Source organism: Chitinophaga sp. (assembly GCF_039596455.1).
GTDB lineage: Bacteria > Bacteroidota > Bacteroidia > Chitinophagales > Chitinophagaceae > Chitinophaga.
The window spans coordinates 136141-159550 of record NZ_JBCNJR010000010.1 but is presented as its reverse complement, the minus strand read 5'-3'; the positions used below and the strand labels follow the sequence as shown (position 1 = coordinate 159550).

The following is a 23410-nucleotide window of genomic DNA, read 5'->3' as shown; positions in this document are numbered from 1 at the left end:
AGAACTTTATGCGCAATCAATATATCTACCTGTTGCTGGCCGCCTGTATGTGTCTTCACCTGGCCTGCAGCAAAGTATTAGACTTCAATGATCCCGTTTCGGAAGACGGTACGAAGCCCGGCGTGATCAGCAACATCAAGGTAGCCAACTTCAACGGCGGCTCGTATATCACGTATTCCCTGCCCAAATCAGGCAATATCCTGTACGTGAAGGCTGATTATGTGATAGACGACAAGACCGGTAAAAAACGGCAGACCAAATCCAGCTATTATAGTGACAGTATTACGGTAGAAGGTTTTGCGGAAACCAAGGAGTATGAAGTAACGCTCACTACGGTAACCCGCGCCAACGTAGAATCTGACCCGGTAACGGTGAAGGTGCACCCTGATACCCCCGTGTACCGGGTGGTGGCCAAAACCATACAGATGCAATCAGATTTCGGCGGTATCAACGTGCAAACGGACAACCGCAATAAAAAACCCATAGGCGCTGTGCTGCTCTACAAACCGGACGGGGCAGACCAGTATTCGATTTACGAGCAGGAGTTCAGTGATTTTGAGCACATGAGTTTTTCTACCCGTGGTTTTGACACGCTGCCCAAGCAGTTTGCGGTGTATATCACAGACCAGTGGGGCAATAATTCAGATACCCTGTACAAAACCATCGCGCCCTTGTTCGAAGAGCAGCTGGACAAGAGCAAGTTCTTCAACAATGCCCTGCCCAGCGATACGAAAGTAGGCTTCGGCTGGGTGGTTCCCAGGCTGTGGGACAATAACAACGGCAGCGGCTGGCATACGGTGCAGGAAAACATGCCGTTGCCCATCACCTGCACCTTTGGTCTGGGTGTATCCGCCAAGCTCAGCCGCTTTGTGCTGGTTGGCAGGTCTGGTTATGAATTTGCGCATGGCAACCCAAAAGTCTTCGCCATCTGGGGCTCTGATAAACCCGCGCCTGCAGACGCCGTGCTGCCGCCCTTTGCGGAAGAAGGCGCCGTGGTGGGAGACTGGGTGAACATGGGCAATTACAACTGGGCGCCCCCTCCCTCCGGCGCGCCTCCCACCGCCCCCACCGCTACAGACAGATCCGTGTTCAACCGCGGCATGGAGTTTAACATTCCGTTTACCGCGCCCAGAACAAGGTTCATCAGGCTGGCCGTCACAGAATCCTGGTCAGGCGCCACGTTTGCCCACGCTATGGAAATCACAATTTTTGGAAACACAAACTGATTGTCCGCATGAAAAATAAATATATCATACCAACGGCCATTGTGCTGCTGCTAACCGGCTGCCTGTTCATGGGCTGCTCCAAGGAGATCACCAAATACCGGGAGCTGCTGAACAATGAAGAGATCATTTACCCCGGCCCTGTCAGCCATTTTAAGGCCTTCCAGGGAAACCTGCGCATCAAGCTGCAGTGGCATCCCAGCCCCGATCCCAGTATTACGAAATATGTGATCTACTGGAACAACAAGACAGACTCCGTTACGCTGGACGCCTCCAATCGCAATACGCTTGACTCTGTCAGCACCCTGATATCTGGCCTGGGGGAATACGTGCAGAACTTTGTGCTCTATACGCTGGATGACAAGGGCAACCGGTCCATTGGCCAGTCTCTTTCAGGCGTGCGCATCTTCGGGCCGCTGTATGTGTCTTCCCTGGTGAACCGCCAGCTGGATGCCAACCGGCCTCCCAAGGCGGAAGACGCAGACACCTACAAGCTGTTTTTTGCCGCAGCGGACACTATCCTGAACGCAGGCACGCAGCTTACCTACACGGGTACAGACAACCAGGTGCATACCGCAGATGTGGCGGCCAAAAGCGATTCCATTTTCCTGGATATGGTGAAGGCCGGCACCAAAATAGCCGTCCGTACATCCTACGTACCGGTACACCGCGCTATAGATACCTTCAGGGTTACCTACAGCGATACGCTGGTATTGAAGTAAGGAACAATTGATAACAACCGGATGGCCCTGCCGCACCACGCGTAACAGCGGAAATGCGGCAGGGCCATCTGTTTTTTCAGGGGTCAGCCATGAAAAAATCCGGCAAAACCACCTGGTACAGTGTATAAGCCGGATTCTGTAGTTGTTTTGCAACAACCCGCTATCATTTATCTGCGACGCCCATTGCTGGGCGCCTGTATCTGCCTACCCTCGGTCTCGGGCGGGCAGCCCTCAAACGACCGTTTACATGGCATTTCAGCACGCAAGGTTTACCCGTACTACCGGTTGCCCGGCCGTACCGTGGGCTCTTACCCCACATTTTCACCCTTTCCCCCGGAGGGGTGGTTATTTTCTGTGGCACTGTCTGTACTCCCTTTTAACGGGGAGCCCCACCCGTTAGGTGGTGCGTTGCCCTTCGCTGTCCGGACTTTCCTACCGCCCGCGGCAAGCCGTGGGCAATCGATAGCACCGCTGTACCAGGTGGTTTTGCCGGAAATGCAAAGTTACTTAAAATAAATTTCTGTGGCCCCGTAGCCGTAGAAAGGATGATACTGGTTCACGAAAAACTTCACCTCAGGCGTGCTTTTCAATATTTCGTGCACCTCATCGCGCAGCTTGCCCGTACCGATGCCGTGGATCACTATCAGCTTGTGCTGGCGCTGTGAAATGGCCAGGTCAAGATGATGCTGGAACTCGTTGAGCTGGATGGCCAGCATTTCCAGGTTGCTCAGGCCCTTCCAGTCGTCTGTCAGCTTTTCTATATGCAGGTCTACCTCCAGCCGCGCGGTAACGGGCGTGGTGTCTTTCACTGATTGTACAGACGTAAGCGTGCTGAGCTTTTTCATCTCCGCCGGGCTGAAGCCGTAGGCATCTGTCTCCGCGCGGAGCGGGTATTTTTCAAAAAGCGTGTAGTTGATGGTGGCCTGCTGTTTCTGCTGCAGTTCCGCCAGCTGCTGGAACAGCTGTTTGGCCTTCACCTTCCAGGTTTTCCGGTAGGTGGCCGCCAGGCTGAGGTCTCCCCCTTTGGGTGAAAAAGTGAACTCCAGCCGCGGGTTGTCATTCAGCTGGTCAAAATCCAGGTCTGCCAGGTAAGTATGCTGGAAAGGGTGAATATCCTGCTTTATTTCGAGGAACAGCGAATTGTTCAGCCATATTTCGAAGTGAAATGCGTATACCCGGTTGGTTTCGTTCAGGAGGTGGAATTTGAGGGTGGTCACCACATCGTCATACCCGTCAGACTCAAAAACGGGCAGCATGGTCAGGAACATGCCTTTTTCGGGCTTTTGCGCCCCCGAAGGCTTTTCCCGGCGTATTTCCTCACCCGGCGTTCTTTTGGGCGGTAAAGGCGCCTTTTTCTGCGTAAAACGGTGAAAATAGGGAAAGTCTATCTGATCAAGATACACAGGGAAGCTGGTGCCGCCCACTTCCACCATCACCATCTTGTCGTTAATAATGTCTACCACCGTTCCTTCCTCCTTGGAGTGGAGCATCAGGATACGGTCGCCTACTGTATATTTCATAGCAGGCAAAATTAGTATGCCGCCGGTTAAAAAAATCAGCTTTCCGGAACTTTTTCAGGGTGCCGCCGCATGTACTCGTCTACCGAGATGGGGCCGCTGCCTTCCACCAGGAAGAAACAAAGCAGGAACAGCACTACCAGGGAAAGTATCATTTCCGAGTGCACGGCAAAAAGATTGGTGGAAGAGTTGACGAAAAAGACCGCCCCGAGGAGAATGGGCAGGTTGGCGATAACGCCTACACGGGTGAGCAGGCCCAGCGCAATGAACAGGCCGCCTACCAGGTGGGCGAAAACAACGATATGAGCCAGGCCAAAAGATACAACCGTCAGGAAGGGGTGCTCATCGATCTGCGCTTTCAGCAGGTCAATGTTGTTGATGAATTGCACACCTTTCCAGATCAGGATGAGGCCCAGCAAGATTCTCAGGCCGTCTATCCATTTGGGATGATGCATGTCACCCCAGCGTTCTATTCGATTCACGAGGTTCATAACAGAAGTTTTTAGATTATCAAAGAGCAAGTGTATTAAAGTTACGAATATTAAATGAAAACGCCCCGGGCAGCGGGGCGTTCAGTTATTTGGCCAGTTTGCTCTTCCAGTAACCGTAGAGGAAATACACCAGCAAGCCCCCCGCCATCCAGCAGAAGAATACCACCCAGCTCTTTACCGGTATCTCAATCATCAGGTACAGGCAGCAGAGCATGCCCAGCACAGGGATGAGAGACAGCTTTTTGACAATGGTAACCAGCGTGATGGCCACGGCCAGCAGCAGGAATATCAGGTAGAGGATGTACTCATGCTGCAGGTTGTCTACAGACACAAAGGCCGCCTGCATATTGGCAAAGGCATCTGCCGTTTTGCCCTTGAAAAAGAAGCAGAACAGCACCAGCAGCGCGGGTATGATGAAGCGCCCGTTGATATAGGGCAGGTTGAACTTTTTGGTGCCCGGCTCCGCTTTGGGCAGCAGCAGCACGCCGCCGCATACCAGCACAAACGCAAAGAGGGTGCCTATGCTGGTCAGGTCTGTTACAATACCGCTCTCTACGAACAGGGACGGGATGGCCACAATAAAACCGGTTACTACGGTAGAGAAACCGGGCGTATGGAATTTGGGATGCACTTTGGCAAAGCGCTTCGGCAGCAGCCCGTCACGGCTCATGCTCATCCAGATGCGGGGCTGCCCTATCTGGAACACCAGTATAACGCTGGTGGCCGCTACCACGGCGCTGATAGAGATCACGTACCCTATCTTCTCCATGTTCAGCTTGTCAAACACATAAGCCAATGGGTCAGACACGTGGTTGAATTCCGCATAGTTCACCATGCCGGTGATCACGAGGGTAACCACCACATAAATCACCGTGCAGATAATAAGGGAATAGATCATGGCGCGCGGCATATCCCGCTGGGGGTTGGCGCTTTCTTCCGCCGTAGTGGAAATGGCGTCAAACCCGATGTAGGCAAAGAACACGGAAGACACGCCTTTCAGCACGCCCTCGAATTTATTGGGCATAAAAGGCGTCCAGTTATCCGTATTGATGTAAAAAACGCCGATCAGTATCACCACCAGCAGCACCACAATTTTCAGCCCCACCATGAAGTTGGCGCTGCGCTTGCTTTCCCTGATGCCTATATAGGCAACAATGGTAATGAGCACTACGATCAGGAAGGCGGGAATGTTCATGATCACCTTCCAGCTGCCCAGGATGGGCGCAGTGGTGAACGCGAGCGTATCTACCGCGGCGTTGTTGTTCACAGCCGCCTGGTAGGCCGCTTTTGCCGTATCGTAATCCGTAGTGAGCCAGGCGGGCAGATGAATGTTCATGCCTTCCAGCACGTTATTGAAATAGCTGCTCCACGAAATAGCCACCACGATGTTGCCGATGGAATATTCCAGTATCAGCGCCCAGCCAATGATCCAGGCCGCCAGTTCGCCAAAGGTAACGTAGGAGTAGGTATAGGCGCTGCCGGCCACTGGCACGCGCGAGGCAAACTCAGCATAGCACAGGGCGGTAAAGCCGCAGGTAATGGCGGTGAGAACGAACAGGAAAATAACGCCGGGGCCGCCGTTGTAGGCTGCCTGGCCAATGGTGGAAAAAATGCCCGCGCCAATAACGGCCGCCACCCCCATGAGCGTGAGGTCACGCACGTTCAGCACTTTTCTCAGCCCGGAAGCGCCATGCGCGTCAGACGCGCCTTCCTGCGCATCTTTCAGTATAGCGGCCAGCGGTTTTTTCCTGAAAAGCGATTTAGACATGTTGTAAGAAGAGGTTGATATAGATTTAAATATAAGACTTCTCAGCTATCAATGCTGCCGCGTGAGCAGAAAATCTGCCAGGTCTTTCAGCGGTGTTTTACGCGTGGAAAGCACGGCAATTGCGTCCAGGTGCTCAAAAGCGGTATCGCAGAACCGTTCCTTTTCCTTTTCCGCCCAGGCATCTACCCGGCAGTCATGAAACACCTGGAGCACTTCTTCCACCTTGTTGGCCGGGTTGGTGCTCATCAGCCGGTGCAGGTGCTCCTTCTGCGCCGGGTTGCAAAGCTCCAGCGCTTTCAGCAGCAGGAAGGTCTTTTTATTGATCAGGATGTCTCCCCCCTGCTGTTTCCCGAACTTCTCCGGGTCTCCGAAGGCATCCAGGTAATCGTCCTGTATCTGGAAGGCAATGCCCACATTCTTGCCGAACTCGTACAGGTGTTGCTGGTTGCCTTCGCTGCCGCCGCCTATGATGGCGCCCATCTGCAGGCTGGCGGCCAGCAGCACGGAGGTTTTGAGGGCAATCATGTTCACATAGTCCGCATAATTCACCTGCTCCGGTTGCATCTGCTCCATGTCCATATCCAGCTGCTGGCCTTCGCACACTTCCCGGGCCGCCTTGTTGAACACGTTGGTAAGCTTCTGCCGGGTTTTGGCGTTGATCTTGTTCAGGTAATCGTAGCAGTGTATCAGCATCACATCACCCGCCAGTATGGCGGCCGCGTCGCTGTACTTGGTATGTACGGTGGCCATGCCCCGGCGCAGCGGGGCCTTGTCCATTATATCATCATGAATGAGCGTGAAGTTGTGAAACAACTCGATGGCGTTGGCCGCATAGTAGGCGTCCGGGAGCAGCTCGTCAAACAGCTCGTTGCCCAGCAGGCATAATACCGGGCGTACCCTTTTGCCGCCTATGCCCAGGATGTATTGTGCCGGGTCATACAAGTTGGCAGGATGTTCCGGGAATTGTCTTTTTCCAAATTGCTGTTCGAATTTTTCCAGTAACTCTTTAAATGAATGCATGATTGCGGCTTATGTTTTACTTCTTTTTCTTCTTCCCTTTTGATTTGTCTCCTTTGATGCGGCTGCCGGCAGCGGGCTTGCTGCCTCTCTTTGAAGCGGCTTTCGGTTTACGCCGGGCAGTGGCTGGTCCCGCGGCGGCGCCGGTATCCAGGTCTTCCACCAGGTCATAGTCCAGCTGCCGTTTGGCCAGGTTGGCGGCCACCACGCGGATGATCACCTTGTCGCCAATACGTATTTTACGGCCCGTTTGCTGGCCTATCAAGGCATAGTCTGATTCGGAATGCCTGAACTCTTCAGTCATATTGTGGATGCTCACCAGGCCTTCACACTTGGTATCTACCGTTTCCACCCAGAAGCCGAAATGCGCCACGCCGCTTACCACGCCGGCAAAGGTATCCCCAATGAACTGCTGCATGTATTCTACCTGCTTGTATTTGTTGCCGGCGCGTTCCGCGTCCATGGCCTTTCTTTCCATCTCGGAGGAGTGTTTGCAGCGTTTTTCCAGCAGCTTGTCAGGCTTCACCACGCCCGCCAGCACCTGCGCCAGTATACGGTGTACCAGCACGTCAGGATAGCGGCGGATGGGCGATGTGAAATGGCAGTAATGCATGAAGCCCAGCCCGTAGTGGCCAATGTTTTCCGTGGTGTACACCGCTTTGGCCATGGTACGGATGCCTAGGGTTTCCAGCACGTGCTGCTCAGGCTTGCCCTGTACCAGCTGCAGCATTTTATTGAAAGAGGCGGCAATGCTTTCCGGCGTGTTCACATCGAACTTGTAACCGAATTTGGCGGCAAACACGGCAAATACGTGCATCTTTTCCTCATCGGGCGTATCGTGCACGCGGTACGGGAAAGGCACGGGTTGTTTATTCACCTTCTGTTTGCTGACATATTCCGCTACCGTGCGGTTGGCCAGCAGCATAAATTCTTCTATCAGCTGGTGCGCTTCCTTGCTTTCTTTCACTATCACGCCTATGGGTTTGCCGTGCTCGTCCAGCCGGAAGCGTACTTCCTGGGAGGAGAAATTGATGGCACCTTCCTTGAAGCGTTTTTTGCGCATGGTTTGCGCCAGGTTGTTCAGCAGCAGCACTTCCCCGTCGTACGGCCCTTCCCCGGTCTCAATAATGTCCTGCACCTCTTCATAGGTGAAGCGGTGGGCGGAATGGATCACGGTACGGCCCAGCCAGAACTGTTTTACCACGGCCTTTTCATCCATCTGGAACACGGCGGAGAACGTGAGCTTGTCTTCATGCGGGCGCAGGGAGCACAGCTCGTTGGAGATCTTTTCCGGCAGCATGGGCAGCACCCTGTCCGGCAGGTACACGGAGGTAGCGCGGCGGTCTGCCTCCTTGTCAAGCGCGGAGCCGGGCTGTACGTACTGGCTCACATCTGCAATGTGCACCCCTATTTCATAGAGGCCGTTCTTCAGCTTGCGGATAGACAGGGCGTCGTCAAAATCTTTGGCGTCTACCGGGTCTATCGTGAAAGTGAGTATTTTCCGGAAGTCTTTGCGCTGGGCAATTTCCTCTTTGGAGATGTCTTCTTCAATGGTGGCCAGCTCTTCCAGCACTTCATCCGGGAACTGCAGGGGGAAGCCGCTTTCCACCAGTATTTCTTTCATGGCCAGGTCATTCGTATCGCTGGCATCCAGTATTTCCACTATTTCGCCTACGGGTTTGCGTGTTTTTTCTCCCCAGGCTACAATGCGCACCACGGCTTTGTCTCCGTCTTTTGCGTCTTTGAGGGAATTTTCGGGGATGTAGATATCCGGCACAAAGTCGCCTTTTTCAGGCACCAGGAAGGCGAAGGTCTTGTTCAGCTGGATGGTGCCGGTAAATTCGGTTTTGCGGCGCTTCAGCACGTCTGTCACAAATCCCTCCATGCGGCCCACGCTCCTGCCCTGGCGGATCACGTCTACCAGTACTTCATCACCGTCCAGCGCCGTGTTGAGGTTTTTCTGTTTCACCAGTATGTCGCTGCTGAGGCCTTCAACGGCCACAAACGCCATACCGGAGCGGGTTACGTCCACAATACCTTTATATGTCTTTTTCTGGCTGCTGTCTTTCTTCGGTTTTTTCTTTTTTGTCATTGATATGATTTTAGGGTTCGGCACCCGCTGCAATAGCTTCCGCTACATAGTCAAAAATATAACTATTAAATGAACCGGCCGCTTCGAACAGGAAGCTTACTTCCACGGGCAGCACCATTACCGGCAGCTGCATGGCCTGCAGCTGGTCTTCCAGCAGCCGCAGGCGAACGGCGTCTTTTTCCGTGGTGAGTATCACTTTTTGCGCCCCGTCCAGCTGTTCCAGCTCCAGCTTCATCTTGTCCAGGTCTTTCCGGGCATAGTAGTAATGGTCCGGGAAGGCCAGCAGGTGCACATTTGAATGCTTTTGCAGCAAATGCTGTACCATCGGCTCCGGGCGGGCAATGCCGCAGGCCACCAGTATGGCCGCCTGTTCCGGCAGCTGCTGCGGGCCGCCGGCCAGCAGCGGGTACGGCGTGCCGTATTGCAGGGTGGTAAAGAATACACGCTGGTGCGGCAGCGGCGCTATTTCCCGCATAATGGCCTCTTTTTCCTGTACAGACAGCATGGGCGGGCATTTGGATACAATGATGGCATTGGCCCGGTGGTAACCTTTTCTGCCTTCCCGCAGCCGGCCGAAGGGCACCACATGGTCACGGGTGAACAGGCGGCTGTAGTCTGTTACCATCAGGTTCAGCCCCGGCTTGATGGAGCGGTGCTGGAAAGCATCGTCCAGCAGAATAACGGCCGTATCCGGCTGCTCTCCCAGCAGCTGGGGCACGGCCAGCATCCTTTCCTCCCCTACGCATACGGTAATTTCGGGGAACTTGCGGTGGAACTGCATGGGCTCGTCCCCGATGTCTGCCGCCGTGCTCTGGGGCCCGGCAATGAAGAAACCTTTGGTATTACGGTTGTAGCCGCGGCTGAGGGTGGCCGTCTTGTAATGCTCTTTCAGCAGGCGGATAAGGTATTCCACATGCGGGGTTTTGCCGGTGCCGCCTACAGAGAGGTTGCCTACGGCTATTACGGGCAGGTCAAATTCTACAGACGTGAGCACGCCGTTGTCATACAGGCGGTTCCGTATCCACAATACAAGGCCGTACAAGAGGGAAAAAGGGTATAAAAGATAATTCAGATATTGCCACACCTGGTTTGCTGTTTTTTGTTAATCCTGGAAATAATACACCTGCTGGGGAGTGACCACAATGTCCATCGGCACGTCTCCTTCGTAAGCGTCTTCTATCAGTTCGGGCAGCGGCGGGAACAGGCTGAGGCCCACGGCCTTCACATCTTCCCGGCACTGCTGCAGAAATTCATCGTACATGCCCTTGCCGTACCCTACGCGGTGGCCCACCTTGTCAAACGCCAGCATGGGCACGAACACCACGTCTATTTCTTTCGGCGCCACAATGCGGCCGCTATCCGGCTCCGGGATGCCGTAAGCGTTCTGCACCAGCCTCGTTTGCTCATCCCATCGGAAATGCTGCATGTTGCCGGTGGCCAGGTAAGAGCGGGACAGCACCAGCTGCACGCCGGGGTACTGCTCCCGCAGCCAGGCGGCCAGCGGGTAAGTATCTACCTCCTTTTTGGCCGTAATGGGCAGAAACAGGTGAATAAAACCCGGACTGCCCAGGTGTACCTCCCTGCAGTTCAGCAGCAGCGCTTCGTTGAGGCGCGCCGCTTCTTCCGCCGGCAGGGCCAGCCGCCGTGCAAGATAGGACTTTCGTATATCCTTTTTCGTGAACGTCATGCCGCCAGCAGTTGTTTCAGCAACGGCCCCATCAGCTCCGCCTGCAGCTGCACAAAATCCCTGTTCAGCTTGCGCGCGCGGGGAATACGGGTGATGCGGGGGTAATGGCTCCATTCCACCACATCATCTTCATTGCTGTGATGGTCTCCGTTAAAGATCCACCCCACTACCGGCACTTCCGCCTGTTTGAGGGCCATGGCCGTGAGCAGGCAGTGGTTGATGCTGCCCAGGTAGTTTTGCGCTACAATGATCACTTTGGCTTCCAGCGCCTTGATGAGGTCAAGCATAAACACTTCCCCGTTCAGCGGCACCATCAGCCCGCCCGCGCCTTCAATAATGAGGGGCTGGCCCGGCTGCTGCAGCTTGCGCGCCTGTTCCACTATCTTGTTCTCGAAAATGGTGATGCCTTCCCGCCTCGCGGCCAGGTGCGGAGAGGCCGGCATGCGCAACCTGTACAGTTCATCCCGTACCAGGGAAGGGTTGCTCAGCAATGCACGCACGGTTTGCGTATCCGTTGTATCCTGCAGGCCCGCCTGTACCGGCTTCCAGTATTGCGCGCCCAAAGCTTCGGCCACACAGGCCGAAGCCACTGTTTTGCCTACGCCGGTACCTATACCGGTGATGAAGATGTTGTTCATAGCAGCAAATATAAACCATCATTCGCCCAATTACCTTAATTTCGTTCACCAAGCATCAAGATTATGAAGTACTGTGAAAATATACTGGAAACCATCGGAGATACGCCTCTGGTGAAGCTGCACCGCGTAACCGCCGAATTGCCCTGTACCGTGCTGGCCAAAGTGGAATTCTTTAACCCCGGCAACTCCATCAAAGACCGCATGGCGCTGAAAATGGTGGAAGAGGCCGAAAAGAAAGGTTATCTCAAACCCGGAGGTACCATCATTGAAGGCACCTCCGGCAATACCGGCATGGGCCTGGCCCTGGCAGCCGTTATCAAAGGCTACAAGTGTATTTTCACTACTACAGACAAACAGTCCAAAGAAAAGGTAGACATTCTCAAGGCCGTTGGCGCGGAAGTCATCGTATGCCCTACCAATGTATTGCCAGACGATCCGAAGTCTTATTACTCCGTATCCCGCCGGCTGGCCCAGGAAATTCCCAACTCCTTTTATGTGAACCAGTATGACAACCTGGCCAACCGCGATGCGCATTACGAGCAGACCGGCCCGGAAATATGGGAGCAGACGGAAGGCAAGATCACCCACCTGGTAGTGGCCACCGGCACGGGCGGCACTATTACCGGCACCGGCAAGTACCTCAAAGAAAAGAACCCCAACATACAGGTGTGGGCCATAGACAGCTACGGCTCCCTGCTCAAAAAATTCTTCGACACCGGCGAGCTGGACATGAACGAAGTATTCCCCTACATCACCGAAGGCATTGGTGAAGACTTTGTACCGCAGAATTACGACATGAGCGTGATAGACCATTTCGAGAAAGTGACCGATAAGGCCGGCGCCGTGATGGCCCGCCGCATTGCCAAGGAAGAAGGCATTTTTATAGGTTACTCCGCCGGTTCCGCCATTGCGGGCCTGGTACAGCTGAAAAACCGCCTGAAGCCCGAAGATGTGGTGGTGGTGGTGTTCCACGACCATGGCAGCCGCTACGTGGGCAAGGTGTATAACGACCAGTGGATGATGGAGCGCGGCTTCCTGGACGTAAAAACGGTGAAAGACATTGTAAACTCCCGCCGCAACCTGCCGCTGGTCACTATTCCGCCAGACGAGAAAGTAAGCGGGGCCATTGCCAAAATGAAAAAGTTCGACATTGAGCACCTGCCCGTGATCAGTGACGGGCAGTTCATTGGCGCCATTTCCGAAGGCGGCCTGTTCAGCAAGCTGATAGACCAGCCTGACCTGAAAGAGGCCGCGGTAGACACCGTGATGCACAAAGCCTTTCCCGTAGTGGGCATGGAAACGCCCATTGAAAAGCTCTCCGTTTACATCAACAAGGAAAACGGCGCCGTGCTCACGCACGATGAAAGCGGCAACTATCACATCGTTACCAAGTACGACATTATTCAGGCACTCGGCAGTTGACATGTTGTACCACGATCAGTTAGGCCGCGCCGTGGAGATACCGGCTCCTCCGCAACGCATCATATCCGTAGTGCCTTCTCAAACGGAGCTGCTCTATCACCTGGGCGCCACGGTGCAAGGCATCACCAAATTCTGCGTGCACCCGGCTGCATGGTTCCGCAGCATTACCCGCGTAGGCGGCACTAAACAGCTTGACCTGGAGCGCATTGCCGCCCTGCAGCCAGACCTTGTTATTGCCAACCGGGAAGAAAATGAAAAGGAACAGATAGAAGCCCTGGCCACAAGCTTTCCCGTATGGGTGAGCGATATTCACGGGCTGGATGACGCCTGCCGCATGGTAACCAGCCTGGGAGACATATTGCAGCGGCAGGCCGCCGCGCAAGACATCCGCCGGCAGATAGAGAACGGCTTCCGGGAGCTGCAGCCCCTGGCCGCGCCCGTGCCCGCCGCATATTTTATCTGGCGCAACCCCTGGATGGTGGCCGGCGGCGATACTTTTATTAATGAAATGATGGACCGTTGCGGTTTCCGCAACGTGTTTGCAGACCTGCCCCGTTACCCCACGCTGGGCCTGGCGCAGCTGGCTGCCAGCGGTTGCAGGCTGGTGCTGCTTTCCAGCGAGCCATACCCCTTCCGGGAAAAACATATAGCTGAAATACAGGAATACCTGCCTGATGCGGAAGTGCTGCTGGTGGACGGGGAAATGTTTTCCTGGTATGGCAGCCGGCTAATGTATGCGCCGGGGTATTTTGGCGAGCTGATAGCGGGGCTTTACAGCAAATCGATATATTGATGAATGCGGGCCAGAATATCAGAAAATGCAGGTTGGCCCTGGTAGTATAACCCACGCGTAGAATTATACCGGTCAGCGAACCGTTGCCGGATACCAGGGTCACTCAACAGGAAAGCTTCGTTGGCGTTGATAGCAATGGCCTGGTCTTCTTTCGGAAACCTTAATTGCTTATGCTGCTGATAGGTCTCTGTTCCAATAAATGCCCGAACCCGCTCATCCGCAAGCAAACAATACTCGTCTATGCCCGTCTGTTCATTGAGAATCCGGAGCAAGCCGGCAAATTCAGGGTGATCATGTAAATACATCATTGCGAGATCAGCGGCAGAAAGAATTTTTTTGTGCTAATGGAGCCGAACCTGTTAACTGCCTCGCGAAGTTTGGAAGCGTCCATTTCTACAGCTTTTGCTGACACGCTTGCTCTCACGGCAACCTGGTCTTCCGCCAAATCATCAAGGTCATTCATCAGGTCTACCAATAAGAATTCAGGTGATAACCGGTCGGGAAAGTCAGGCTTGACCAGAAAGAAAAATTTTTGGTTCCCAAATTGGTAATACCCGTGGCGTTTCCGGTTATACACTTTTTTGAAGTTATACAACTGGGTTGTTCCAACACCAAGCGTATTATATAAGTTAGGTGAAGTGATCAGAAATTTATCGTTGTTCAAAAACCTTTTGACAATTACCTCATCTTTAGGCGGCGTATTGCCAAAAACACTCTTGGCAGGAACATAGTACATTCCCTGGGAAAGTTTTTCCAACACACCTTCATCTACCAGCTTCTGGAGGTCACGGTCTACAGACTTTGACCACCTGGCAACATCACTCCGGCGATATACCTCGCCGGTCTGTAATTTTTCTTTCAAAAGTTCTAACTGTTTCATTTTCAGTCGGCTTCACATGAAATGTGCATGAATTTTATAGCACGTTTCATGCAAATTCATAACAAATTTCCGACTTGCCCACCATTCAAAGCAACCCCATCACCTCCTCCCCCGTACCCTATTCTGAAAAACCGGTCCCTTTCAAAAAAACGCGAAAAAACTAAACCACTCAATTATGGAAAGAAGAAACTTTTTGTCCAGCATGGGCATTACCCTTGCTATTGCCTGTACGGGCGGACTGGCGGCTTGCGGCGGTAAAGGGGACGATCCCACGCCTGGTCCCGGTCCCGGTCCGGGCCCTGGTCCCGGCCCTGGCGCCAAGCTGACCGTTAACCTGGCCACACAGATCCCGAATGTGGGAGACGCCATCATCAGCAACGGAGTGGTTCTGGTACGTACCAACACCGGCAACGCCGCGGCGTCTTTTGCCGCCTTTACCAGCACTTGTACCCATATGGGCTGCACCCTTTCCGGTGTTTCGGGCGGCAAAATAGAATGCGGCAGCGCCTGCGGCCACGGCAGCAAGTTCAACCTGGACGGTACCGTGAGCAACGGCCCCGCCACCACGGCGTTGGCCAAATACACCGTTGAAGTGAACGGCACCACGCTGACAGTGAAATAAGTGTTTGAACAGGAAAAAACCGCTCCGCCGGCCATGGCGGGCGGTTTTTCCTGTTGAGGAACGTACCCGGTTTTTAAATGTTTTAAAAAAGAACCCCAAATCTTGCGAAAATGCAAATTTTGAAATGCCTATATTTGCTTTCCTTTAAAAATTAAACATTTTAACGTCTATGGGAAAGTACAAAGCCGGTGTATTATTCGGTGAAGAGCTGGAAGCGCTCTATAAAGATGCCAAGGAGAATGAATTTGCCATGCCCGCAGTGAACGTGGTAGGCACCAATTCTGTGAATGCCGTGCTGGAAACGGCCGCCAAAGTGAATTCCCCGGTTATTATCCAGTTTTCTAACGGCGGCGCCCAGTTCTTTGCCGGTAAAGGTATGCCCAATGACAAGCTGCAGGCCAATATTGCCGGCGGTATCTCCGGCGCCAAACACGTGCATGAAGTGGCGCAATATTATGGTGTTCCCGTAGTGCTGCATACAGACCATGCCGCCAAAAAATGGCTGCCCTGGATTGACGGCCTGCTCACCGCCGGCGAAAAGTTCAAAAAAGAGACCGGCCAGCCGCTCTACAGCTCCCACATGCTGGACCTCTCTGAAGAGCCCATCCATGAAAACATCGAGATCTCCAAAGCTTATTTCGAAAGAATGAATAAACTGGGCATGTCCATCGAAATTGAACTGGGCGTTACCGGCGGCGAGGAAGACGGGGTAGACAACTCCGGCGTGGAAAACTCACTGCTGTATACCCAGCCTGAAGACGTGGCCTATGCTTACGAAACACTCAGCCAGGTAGGCAGCCGCTTCACCGTGGCCGCCGCTTTCGGCAACGTTCACGGCGTGTACAGCCCCGGTAACGTGGAGCTGCGCCCCGAGATCCTGAAAAACAGCCAGGATTTTATTGAGAAAAAATTTAATACCGGCAAAAAACCCGTATACTACGTGTTCCACGGCGGCTCCGGCTCTCCCAAGCACCAGATCAATGAAACCCTGGGCTACGGCGTTATCAAAATGAACATTGATACCGACATGCAATGGGCTTTCTGGGAAGGCGTGCTGGATTATTACAAAGCCAAGGAAGGCTACCTGCAGGCCCAGCTGGGTAATCCTGAAGGAGCTGACAAACCCAACAAAAAATACTACGATCCGCGGGTGTGGCTGCGCAAAGGGGAAGAAACCTTTGTAAAACGGCTGGAAGAGGCCTTTACAGACCTCAACTGCATTAACCGCAACGCATAATCAGACTACCGGACCAAAAGCCCCCCGCATACACCGGGGGGCTTTTGATTTACGGAAAAGTTTAATTTTATCGTATCTTGCACCACTATTCTTTAATCTAATTTTAGTACAAAATCTAGTATGAGCTGGTTTAAGCGAATTAAACAGGGTATTTCCACCACTACCAGTGAGAAGAAAGAGGCGCCGGACGGTTTATGGCACAAATGCCCGAATTGTAAGAAAACGACCACCATGAAAGACCTGAAAGAACATTTGTACGTGTGCGACAAATGTAACTTTCATAACCGCATCAATTCACCGGAGTATTTTGAGATCATCTTTGATAATAACGAGTTTGAAGAGCTCTTTGCCAATATTTACCCTAAAGACATGCTGGGCTTCAATGACCTGAAGCCCTACGATGCCAGGCTGAAGGAGGCACAGAAAAAATCGGGGCTGACAGACGCCATGCGCGTGGGCGCCGGCCTGGTGAACGGCAACGGGCTGGTGGTGGCCTGTATGGACTTCAACTTCATTGGCGGCTCTATGGGCTCTGTAGTAGGCGAAAAAATTGCCCGCAGCATAGACCATTGCATTGCCAACCGCCTGCCCCTGCTGATCATTTCCAAATCTGGCGGGGCGCGCATGATGGAAAGCGCCTTCTCCCTGATGCAGATGGCCAAAACATCCGCCAAGCTCACCCAGCTGGCAGATGCCGGCCTGCCCTACATCTCCCTGATGACTGACCCTACCACTGGCGGCGTTACCGCTTCTTATGCCATGCTGGGAGATATCAATACCGCAGAACCGGGCGCCCTCATCGGGTTTGCCGGGCCAAGGGTGATCAAGGAAACGATCAAGAAAGACCTCCCCGAAGGTTTCCAGAGCGCGGAGTTCCTGCTGGAACATGGCTTCCTTGATTTCATCCTGGACCGCAAGGAGCTGAAGAGCAGGCTGGGTACCTTACTGGAACTGTTCAAAAACTAAAATACCTCTTCCGGGGGCTGACAAACAAGGAGACACAGGCCGTTTTTTTTACCACCCTGCTCCTGCTGTGCGTCAGCCCCTTATATTTGTGGCGTAATGGCAGAATTAAAGAACAGATCAGCATATTTCGAGTTTGCGATAGAAGATAAATACGTCGCCGGTATGGCCTTGACCGGTACCGAGATCAAGTCCATCCGCAGCGGCAAGGTGAGCTTTAACGACAGCTTCTGCTATTTTTCCAAAGGCGAGCTCTACGTTAAAAGCCTGCACATTGCCGAATACTCTCATGGCTCTTATGCCAACCACGACCCTTTGCGGGAGCGCAAGCTGCTGCTCCAGAAAAAGGAGCTGAAGAAAATGGAGAAAAAACTGCAGGAAAAAGGCTATACCATCGTTCCCCTTCGTATATTCATCAATGATAAAGGACTGGCCAAAATGGAAATAGGCCTGGGCAAAGGGAAAAAGCTGCATGACAAGCGGGATAGCATCAAGCAGCGCGAAGCAGACCGTGAGCTGCGGAGGAATTTCAAACTCTGACGCCATGTTCCGGCAAACGTACTACCCCAATCCCCGCCCGCTATTATTTCCGGCATTCCATTTGCCTGTTGATATGAAAAACCGTAAGCCTTATTGTTAAATCATGCATAACTATTTATCACGTAATTCCGCCTGACCATGTTCCGATACCTGCCCCTCTTTTTCATCCTCACCCTGTTTGCCTGCAAATCAGGGGAAAAATTGTACAACCAGGGCCGTTACGGCGTTGCCGTAGAAGCTTTTGTGAAAAAGCTGCAACGCCGGCCTGCAGACGCCACCTCACTGCAATTGCTGCCCCGTGCCTACCAGGCCGCTATGGATTACCATGAGGGCCGTGCCAGGCAGGCCCTGGCTTCCAATGATGACCTGAAATGGGAATCCGTACGGGTAGAATACCGCGCCATGCAATCGCTATACAATACCATCCGTTCATCTCCCGCGGCCATGGGTGTGGTAAAGCCGAAAGATTACTCCGCCGCCATCACCGGCGCGCAGGAAAACGCTTCTGAAGCGCGTTACGAAAGAGGCCTGCAACTGCTGGAACAGGGCACCAAACAAAGCGCCCGCGAAGCGTATGAGGAGTTCAGCGCCGCCCTCCGCCTCACGCCCAATTACAAAGACGCGGCCCGCCTCCGGGAAGAGGCGTATGCCATTGGGCTGGTGAACGTGGTGATCAGCGAAATAGACGTACGCTCCCCCTATTTCCAGTTTTCCGCAGACCAGTTCAGGGATGCGCTGGTGCGCAACCTGGAGCAGCGCCAGATCAATAACTTCGTAAAGTTCTATGACGAGCGCCGCGTGCGGGGAGAGCGGGATTTCCGCCCGGACCAGTACATGGAGCTGCGGTTTATGGACTTTATGGTGGGCCAGACCTTTGTAGACCGCTACCAGCGTGAAGTATCCAAAGTGATCTCGGTGCCCGGCAATAAAAAAGACTCTACCGGCAAAGCCATTATGGTAGATATTACCGTGAAGGCTACACTTTACATCACCAAAAAGACAGTGGCCTCCAGCGGCCTGCTGGACTACCGTATCACTGATGTAAATGCCAACCAGGTGTTGCGGCAAGACAGGGTGCCCGGCTCTTTCACCTGGCAAAACCAGTTCGGCACCTACCGCGGGGACGAGCGCGCCCTCAGCGACGCAGACCGCGCGCTGATAGGCGGCCGCGATGTTCCGCCACCGCCGCCGCAAGATCTCTTTATGGAGCTGACACGCCCCATTTATGACCGGCTGGCCGGCGATCTTCGCTCTTTTTACAGCCGGTATTAACTTTCCGGCATTGAGATTGTTATACAAACATTAAAATGAACAACATGAAAAAATACCTGGCCTTTTTTGCCGCTCTTGCATTTGCAACAAGCTGCAGCACGCCTAAACCGGTGGCCACCAACAATGAAGAAGACCTGTATAAAACCTGGCGCCTCGTAGAAGTGCAGGGGCAAACGGTAGATACCACCAAACTCCAGCGCCCTGCGGAATTTACTTTTAACAAGATGGAACAGCGCATCAGCGGCTCCGCCGGCTGCAACAATATTTTCGGGAAATTCACCGTTTCCGCAGACAAGCTGACCTTTTCCCCGCTGGCCGCCACCAAAATGGCCTGTGCAGACATGAGCGTGGAAAGCAAATTCCTCCAGATAGTAGACAAGGTAAATAACTGGAAAGTGACCGAAGGCTTCCTGGTATTGAACCAGGACGCTACGCCCCTGGCCAAGTTCATTGCAAAATAAACTGCTTACTAACCCATACATGAAAGGGTGCAACAACGCGTTGCACCCTTTTTTTCTGTCCCGTATGGTTGATCTGCAGCATCCCCTGTAACTGATGCTGCACAAAGTTTATATAGGCAGCGCCTGGTGGTGTTGCCATAACCGGGAATACACCGCGTTGTTACCCAGCAGTTCAGGATGGGTGCCTTCTTCTGCAATGGCCCCGTCCTGCAGCACCACTATCTTGTCTGCATGCATCACTGTGCTGAGGCGGTGAGCAATAACAATGATGGTCTTGCCCTCATCCCGAAGCTGCTGCATCACTTCCTGTACATACTGGTCAGACACGGAATCGAGAGAGGAAGTAGCTTCATCCAGTATCAATATGTCCGGGTTGCGATAGAGCGCGCGGGCAATGGCAATACGTTGCCGCTGCCCGCCGGAGAGGTTGACGCCGTGTTCTCCCAGGGGAGTGTTGAAACCTTCCGGCAGTTTTTCTATAAAGTGGAGGATGCCCAGTTGCGCGGAAATGCGGAGCACCCTTTGCATGTCTGGCTCAAATTCTCCCACGGCAATGTTTTCCAGCACTGTGGCGGCAAAGAGGTCTATCTGCTGCGGTACTACGCTTACGCGGCGGCGCAGGCTTTCGTGGTCTATATAACGGATATCTATGTTCCCTATCTGGATACTGCCGGACTGCAGCGGGTAAATATTCTGCAGCAGCGCCATCAGCGTGCTTTTGCCGGAGCCGCTCTCTCCCACTACGGCGGTAATGCGGGCGCGGGGTATCTGCAGGTTAAAATTGCGGAACACCTCCACGCGGGTGCCATACCGGAAAGACACGTTGGTGAACTGGATGTTGCCTACTTCCTCGGGCGCCAGCCGCACCTTGTTGGCGGTTTCTTCCTGCTCCAGGTCCATGATCTCGAAAAGACGGTCTGCCGCAATAAGCGCGTCCTGCATGCTCCTGTTGGCCCCTATCAGGGCCATGGCAGGGCCGGTAAAATAACCTACTATGGCGTAGAAGCTCAGCAGCTCGCCGGGGCTCAGCTGCCGGTCAAGCACAAAATAGGAACCCGCCCAGAGCAGTATCACCACAAAGGCGCTGGTAATGAAACCGCCGGCCGTGCCAATGCCGAGATTGGTCATGGAAGCGGAAAAGATAGATCTCAGCAGCTTCACGAAGCGCGATTCCGTTTTGATATTGGCATATTCTTCCAGCCCGAAACGTTTGATGGTAGCCACGGAGTTGAGAGATTCCACCAGCTGGCTGCCCAGTTCCGCATTGTCTTCCATGAGCCGGCGCTGCATTTTTTTGTTGACCTGGTTGCTGATCCAGTAGATCAGGGCGTATACGGGCAGTATGCACAGCACTATGAGCGCCAGCTTCCAGTAATAGGTAAACATCAGGCCGAAAGAGAACAGTACAATAAATACGTTCACTACCAGGCCTATGGCCACATCGTTGATGAACACCCTGATCTTCACCGCATCGTTGATGCGGGAAGTGATCTCCCCTACGCGCATGGTGTCAAAAAACTGCTGAGGCAGGCGCAGCAGGTGTTTGTAGTAGCCCAGTATCAGCTGGGCGTCTATCTGCTGGCCGGTTTTAAGGGCAAATACGCTTTTGAGCTGCCCTACGAACATTTGCAGCACCAGTATCAGCAGCATGATGGTGCCCAGCAGGTTCAGGAGGTTCTTGTTGCCTTCTACCAGCACGTTGTCTACAATTTTCTGCACGTAAATGGAAGTAGACAAACCCAGCACGGTGTAGATAATGGCGCCGAACAGGGCCTGCAGCACCACGGAGCGGTGAGGCCGCAGCAGGTACCAGAAGCGCTGCAGGTGAGACACCTTTTCGTTGCCGGGCCTGAACTCCTCTCCCGGCATGAGCAGTACCAGCACGTTGGTCCAGATGGCTTTGAACTCCGCGTGGCTCATTTTATGGAACTGCCCGTCTGCCGGGTCCATCACCACCACCTGCGTTTTGGTAACGCGGTATATCACCACGAAGTGATGCAGCTTTTCCCGGATGATGACGTGGGCAATGGCGGGTTTGGGTATATTGAACAGCGCTTCGAAGGGGCCTTTCACGCCTTTAGCCTGGAAACCCAGCTTGGCGGCCGCTTCCACAACGCCCAGCACGTTGGTGCCTTTGCTGTCTGTAGCGGCCAGTTGCCGGATGCGGGAAACAGGCATCTGCAAATTATAATACGCGGCAATAGACGCCAGGCAGGCGGCGCCACAGTCGCTGATATCCCGCTGGCGTATGCGGGCGCTTTTTTTAAGTCTTGCGGTAGTGGACATGGTCTATTTTTTTCCTGCGGTATTAGGGTTCACCCAGTCGTCCGCGCGGTCATACAACAATTGGAACAGGCTGCGTTGCGTGAGTATGAAGCGGGCCTGCAAGGTCATGCCTTTTTTGAGCGTGCCTCTCACGCCGCCGGCGGTTTGCAGCTCTGTGGCGGCAAAAGCGCATTTCACTTTGAACACCGGCTGGTTCTCCACCAGGGTGAAGTCATTATCTACGCTCTGCACGGTACCGTTCACCGTTCCCCATTCGTTATAATTAAAGGCATCTACCTGGAATTTAACGGGCATGCCTGCACGCAGGTAGCCGATGTCTTTGGGAGATACCAGGCATTCCGCCACCAGGTTGGAATCTGGCGAAATGATGCCGATGGCTTCTCCCACCTGTATGTAGCCCCCGGCGTACTTACCGTTGAACTCCTGCAGCGTGCCGCTTACCGGCGCTTTGATCAGGTTCCATTCCTTCTGTTTTTCCAGCTGGTCTGCATCTGCCTGCAGGCGGTTGCTTTCCAGCCGGTAACGGCTCAGCTCTTCCGCCCAGGCGCTGCGCTGCTGCTGTACGGCCAGGCTGTAGGCCGCTTTGGCCTTGTCATACTCGTACTGCTTGTCACGCAGTTCTTTTTCGGCTATCACCTTGTCTGCAAACAGCTTCCTGTACATGTCAAGGTCACTTTCCAGCTTGCGCATGGTGGCCTGCTGCTCGTTGAGGGAAGATACAAAGCGGCTGTACTGCTGCTGGTACAGGGCAGACTGCAGCCCGCCGCCCCCGCCGCCGGCGGCCAGGCGCGCCAGATCGTTCACATAGGTTTCCCGCTGTTTCAGTTCAAAGGAGGTTTGCAATAATTTGCTGTTGCTGATGTCTTCCTGCAGGCGCAGGATGAGCTGGCCCTTTTCTACATGCTGCCCTTCCGTTACCAGCACTTCCGCAATGGTACCGGCCACCAGGCTGCGCAGCTCGTTCTTCTCCGTTACCGGGCGTATAATGCCGGCAGACTTGACGGACACATCCACTTTAATGAAAGGCAGCGCTATGAGGCTGAGCAGCACCGCCACAAGAACCGTTGTGTAGATCAATTGAGTACGCACCCGCACCCGTGGCAGCCACGTGAATGCAGATTGCTCAATGACCTCTACTGGAAATAGCTGAGGCATGAACAAATTTCAAAAATGAAAAATGATGCTTGACGGTTCAAATGGTTAACAAGCAAAAATTGCTTAAAGACGTAAGGGCAATTTACAATTTATTATTGAATAATGATATATGGTTTGTCACATCTGTGAGAAAAAATTGTATGCTATTCTCCCCGCTCGTACCCGGCGTCTACCAGCAGGTGGCCGCCGTCTGCGGCTTCCGTGGCCAGCTGGTCACAGCGGTTGTTCTCCGGGTTGGTGGCATGCCCTTTCACCCATTGAAAACGGATGCGGTGGCGCTTGTAGAGGGGAATGAAACGCTCCCACAGGTCGCGGTTCTTTTTATCCTTGAAACCGATCTTCACCCAGTTCCACAACCAGCCTTTTTCCACCGCGTTCACTACATACTGGCTGTCTGTATAGATGGTAATGTTCAGGCCTTCTTTGGTCAGCGCTTCCAGCGCAACGATCACCGCCAGCAGCTCCATCCTGTTATTGGTGGTCATGCGGTAGCCCTGAGACAGCTCCTTGCGCACGGCCCCCCAGATCAATACCACGCCATAACCGCCCCTGCCGGGGTTCCCTCTTGCCGAACCGTCTGTATAAATGATCAATTGCTGCGTTGCTGCCAATGCCTGTCTGTTT

The 23410-nt window shown here is 53.6% G+C and carries 23 protein-coding genes and 1 other RNA gene; 10 read left to right on the top strand and 14 right to left on the bottom strand.

Annotation, left to right across the window (positions count from 1 at the left end; translation table 11 throughout):
- Positions 1–8: 8 nt before the first annotated feature.
- Both ABDW36_RS23950 and ABDW36_RS23945 read left to right on the top strand, forming a co-directional pair.
- A complete protein-coding gene (locus ABDW36_RS23950) occupies positions 9–1226 on the top strand; it encodes a DUF4959 domain-containing protein (RefSeq protein ID WP_343704468.1) in 1218 nt (405 codons plus the stop codon).
- Between the two features lie 8 nt (positions 1227–1234).
- Entirely contained in the window at positions 1235–1945 is a 711-nt protein-coding gene (locus tag ABDW36_RS23945; protein WP_343704467.1) for a DUF4998 domain-containing protein, read from the top strand.
- A gap of 109 nt (positions 1946–2054) precedes the next feature.
- Here ABDW36_RS23945 and rnpB read toward each other — a convergent pair.
- From rnpB to bioD, 9 genes are all read right to left on the bottom strand, one after another.
- Positions 2055–2424, bottom strand: an RNA gene (rnpB, locus tag ABDW36_RS23940) — RNase P RNA component class A.
- 24 nt (positions 2425–2448) lie between these two features.
- Positions 2449–3465 carry a Smr/MutS family protein gene (locus ABDW36_RS23935; protein ID WP_343704466.1) on the bottom strand — a complete coding sequence of 339 codons (1017 nt, stop codon included), beginning with the start codon at positions 3463–3465 and terminating at the stop codon, positions 2449–2451.
- A gap of 35 nt (positions 3466–3500) precedes the next feature.
- Complete coding sequence (locus tag ABDW36_RS23930; protein WP_343704465.1) at positions 3501–3953, bottom strand: DoxX family protein; 453 nt, start codon at positions 3951–3953, stop codon at positions 3501–3503.
- 85 nt (positions 3954–4038) lie between these two features.
- A complete protein-coding gene (locus ABDW36_RS23925; protein WP_343704464.1) occupies positions 4039–5721 on the bottom strand; it encodes an amino acid permease in 1683 nt (560 codons plus the stop codon).
- A gap of 48 nt (positions 5722–5769) precedes the next feature.
- Entirely contained in the window at positions 5770–6741 is a 972-nt protein-coding gene (locus tag ABDW36_RS23920; RefSeq protein ID WP_343704463.1) for a polyprenyl synthetase family protein, read from the bottom strand.
- A gap of 16 nt (positions 6742–6757) precedes the next feature.
- A complete protein-coding gene (rnr, locus tag ABDW36_RS23915; protein WP_343704462.1) occupies positions 6758–8830 on the bottom strand; it encodes a ribonuclease R in 2073 nt (690 codons plus the stop codon).
- A gap of 10 nt (positions 8831–8840) precedes the next feature.
- The gene (lpxK, locus tag ABDW36_RS23910) at positions 8841–9914 is read right to left on the bottom strand and encodes a tetraacyldisaccharide 4'-kinase (RefSeq protein WP_343704461.1); all 1074 of its coding nucleotides are present in this window, start codon (positions 9912–9914) and stop codon (positions 8841–8843) included.
- A gap of 18 nt (positions 9915–9932) precedes the next feature.
- Positions 9933–10517, bottom strand: coding sequence for a 5-formyltetrahydrofolate cyclo-ligase (locus tag ABDW36_RS23905; protein WP_343704460.1), 585 nt, complete (start codon positions 10515–10517; stop codon positions 9933–9935).
- The gene (bioD, locus tag ABDW36_RS23900) at positions 10514–11155 is read right to left on the bottom strand and encodes a dethiobiotin synthase (protein WP_343704459.1); all 642 of its coding nucleotides are present in this window, start codon (positions 11153–11155) and stop codon (positions 10514–10516) included. The genes ABDW36_RS23905 and bioD overlap by 4 nt, the downstream gene beginning before the upstream one ends.
- A 63-nt stretch (positions 11156–11218) precedes the next feature.
- Between bioD and ABDW36_RS23895 the strand changes: the two genes are divergently transcribed.
- Both ABDW36_RS23895 and ABDW36_RS23890 read left to right on the top strand, forming a co-directional pair.
- The gene (locus tag ABDW36_RS23895; RefSeq protein ID WP_343704458.1) at positions 11219–12577 is read left to right on the top strand and encodes a pyridoxal-phosphate dependent enzyme; all 1359 of its coding nucleotides are present in this window, start codon (positions 11219–11221) and stop codon (positions 12575–12577) included.
- A gap of 1 nt (position 12578) precedes the next feature.
- Positions 12579–13370 (top strand): helical backbone metal receptor, encoded by a 792-nt coding sequence (locus ABDW36_RS23890; protein ID WP_343704457.1) that lies wholly within the window; start codon positions 12579–12581, stop codon positions 13368–13370.
- Here ABDW36_RS23890 and ABDW36_RS23885 read toward each other — a convergent pair.
- On the bottom strand, positions 13349–13678 hold the full coding sequence (locus ABDW36_RS23885) for a hypothetical protein (protein WP_343704456.1): 330 nt from the start codon (positions 13676–13678) through the stop codon (positions 13349–13351). The two genes, ABDW36_RS23890 and ABDW36_RS23885, sit on opposite strands and share 22 nt — an antisense overlap.
- Positions 13675–14250: a hypothetical protein gene (locus tag ABDW36_RS23880; protein ID WP_343704455.1), complete on the bottom strand. Its 576-nt coding sequence runs from the start codon at positions 14248–14250 to the stop codon at positions 13675–13677. Before ABDW36_RS23880 ends, ABDW36_RS23885 begins: the two co-directional genes overlap by 4 nt.
- Positions 14251–14425: 175 nt before the next feature.
- Between ABDW36_RS23880 and ABDW36_RS23875 the strand changes: the two genes are divergently transcribed.
- The 6 genes from ABDW36_RS23875 (at position 14426) to ABDW36_RS23850 (ending at position 19345) form a co-directional block, all read left to right on the top strand.
- Positions 14426–14872 carry a Rieske (2Fe-2S) protein gene (locus ABDW36_RS23875; RefSeq protein WP_343704454.1) on the top strand — a complete coding sequence of 149 codons (447 nt, stop codon included), beginning with the start codon at positions 14426–14428 and terminating at the stop codon, positions 14870–14872.
- A gap of 169 nt (positions 14873–15041) precedes the next feature.
- The gene (gene fbaA, locus ABDW36_RS23870; RefSeq protein WP_343704453.1) at positions 15042–16109 is read left to right on the top strand and encodes a class II fructose-bisphosphate aldolase; all 1068 of its coding nucleotides are present in this window, start codon (positions 15042–15044) and stop codon (positions 16107–16109) included.
- A gap of 120 nt (positions 16110–16229) precedes the next feature.
- A complete protein-coding gene (gene accD / locus ABDW36_RS23865) occupies positions 16230–17075 on the top strand; it encodes an acetyl-CoA carboxylase, carboxyltransferase subunit beta (RefSeq protein ID WP_343704452.1) in 846 nt (281 codons plus the stop codon).
- A 96-nt stretch (positions 17076–17171) separates the two neighbouring features.
- Positions 17172–17612 carry an SsrA-binding protein gene (smpB, locus tag ABDW36_RS23860; RefSeq protein WP_343704451.1) on the top strand — a complete coding sequence of 147 codons (441 nt, stop codon included), beginning with the start codon at positions 17172–17174 and terminating at the stop codon, positions 17610–17612.
- 138 nt (positions 17613–17750) lie between these two features.
- Entirely contained in the window at positions 17751–18884 is a 1134-nt protein-coding gene (locus ABDW36_RS23855) for a hypothetical protein (protein ID WP_343704450.1), read from the top strand.
- A gap of 44 nt (positions 18885–18928) precedes the next feature.
- Entirely contained in the window at positions 18929–19345 is a 417-nt protein-coding gene (locus ABDW36_RS23850; protein WP_343704449.1) for an META domain-containing protein, read from the top strand.
- A 108-nt stretch (positions 19346–19453) separates the two neighbouring features.
- Here the strand turns inward: ABDW36_RS23850 and ABDW36_RS23845 are convergent, their stop codons facing one another.
- The 3 genes from ABDW36_RS23845 to rnhA all read right to left on the bottom strand — a co-directional run bounded on the left by ABDW36_RS23845 (position 19454) and on the right by rnhA (position 23397).
- The gene (locus tag ABDW36_RS23845; protein WP_343704448.1) at positions 19454–21631 is read right to left on the bottom strand and encodes a peptidase domain-containing ABC transporter; all 2178 of its coding nucleotides are present in this window, start codon (positions 21629–21631) and stop codon (positions 19454–19456) included.
- Between the two features lie 3 nt (positions 21632–21634).
- Positions 21635–22786 carry an HlyD family efflux transporter periplasmic adaptor subunit gene (locus ABDW36_RS23840; protein ID WP_343704447.1) on the bottom strand — a complete coding sequence of 384 codons (1152 nt, stop codon included), beginning with the start codon at positions 22784–22786 and terminating at the stop codon, positions 21635–21637.
- A gap of 143 nt (positions 22787–22929) precedes the next feature.
- Positions 22930–23397, bottom strand: coding sequence for a ribonuclease HI (gene rnhA / locus ABDW36_RS23835; protein ID WP_343704446.1), 468 nt, complete (start codon positions 23395–23397; stop codon positions 22930–22932).
- Positions 23398–23410: the final 13 nt, after the last annotated feature.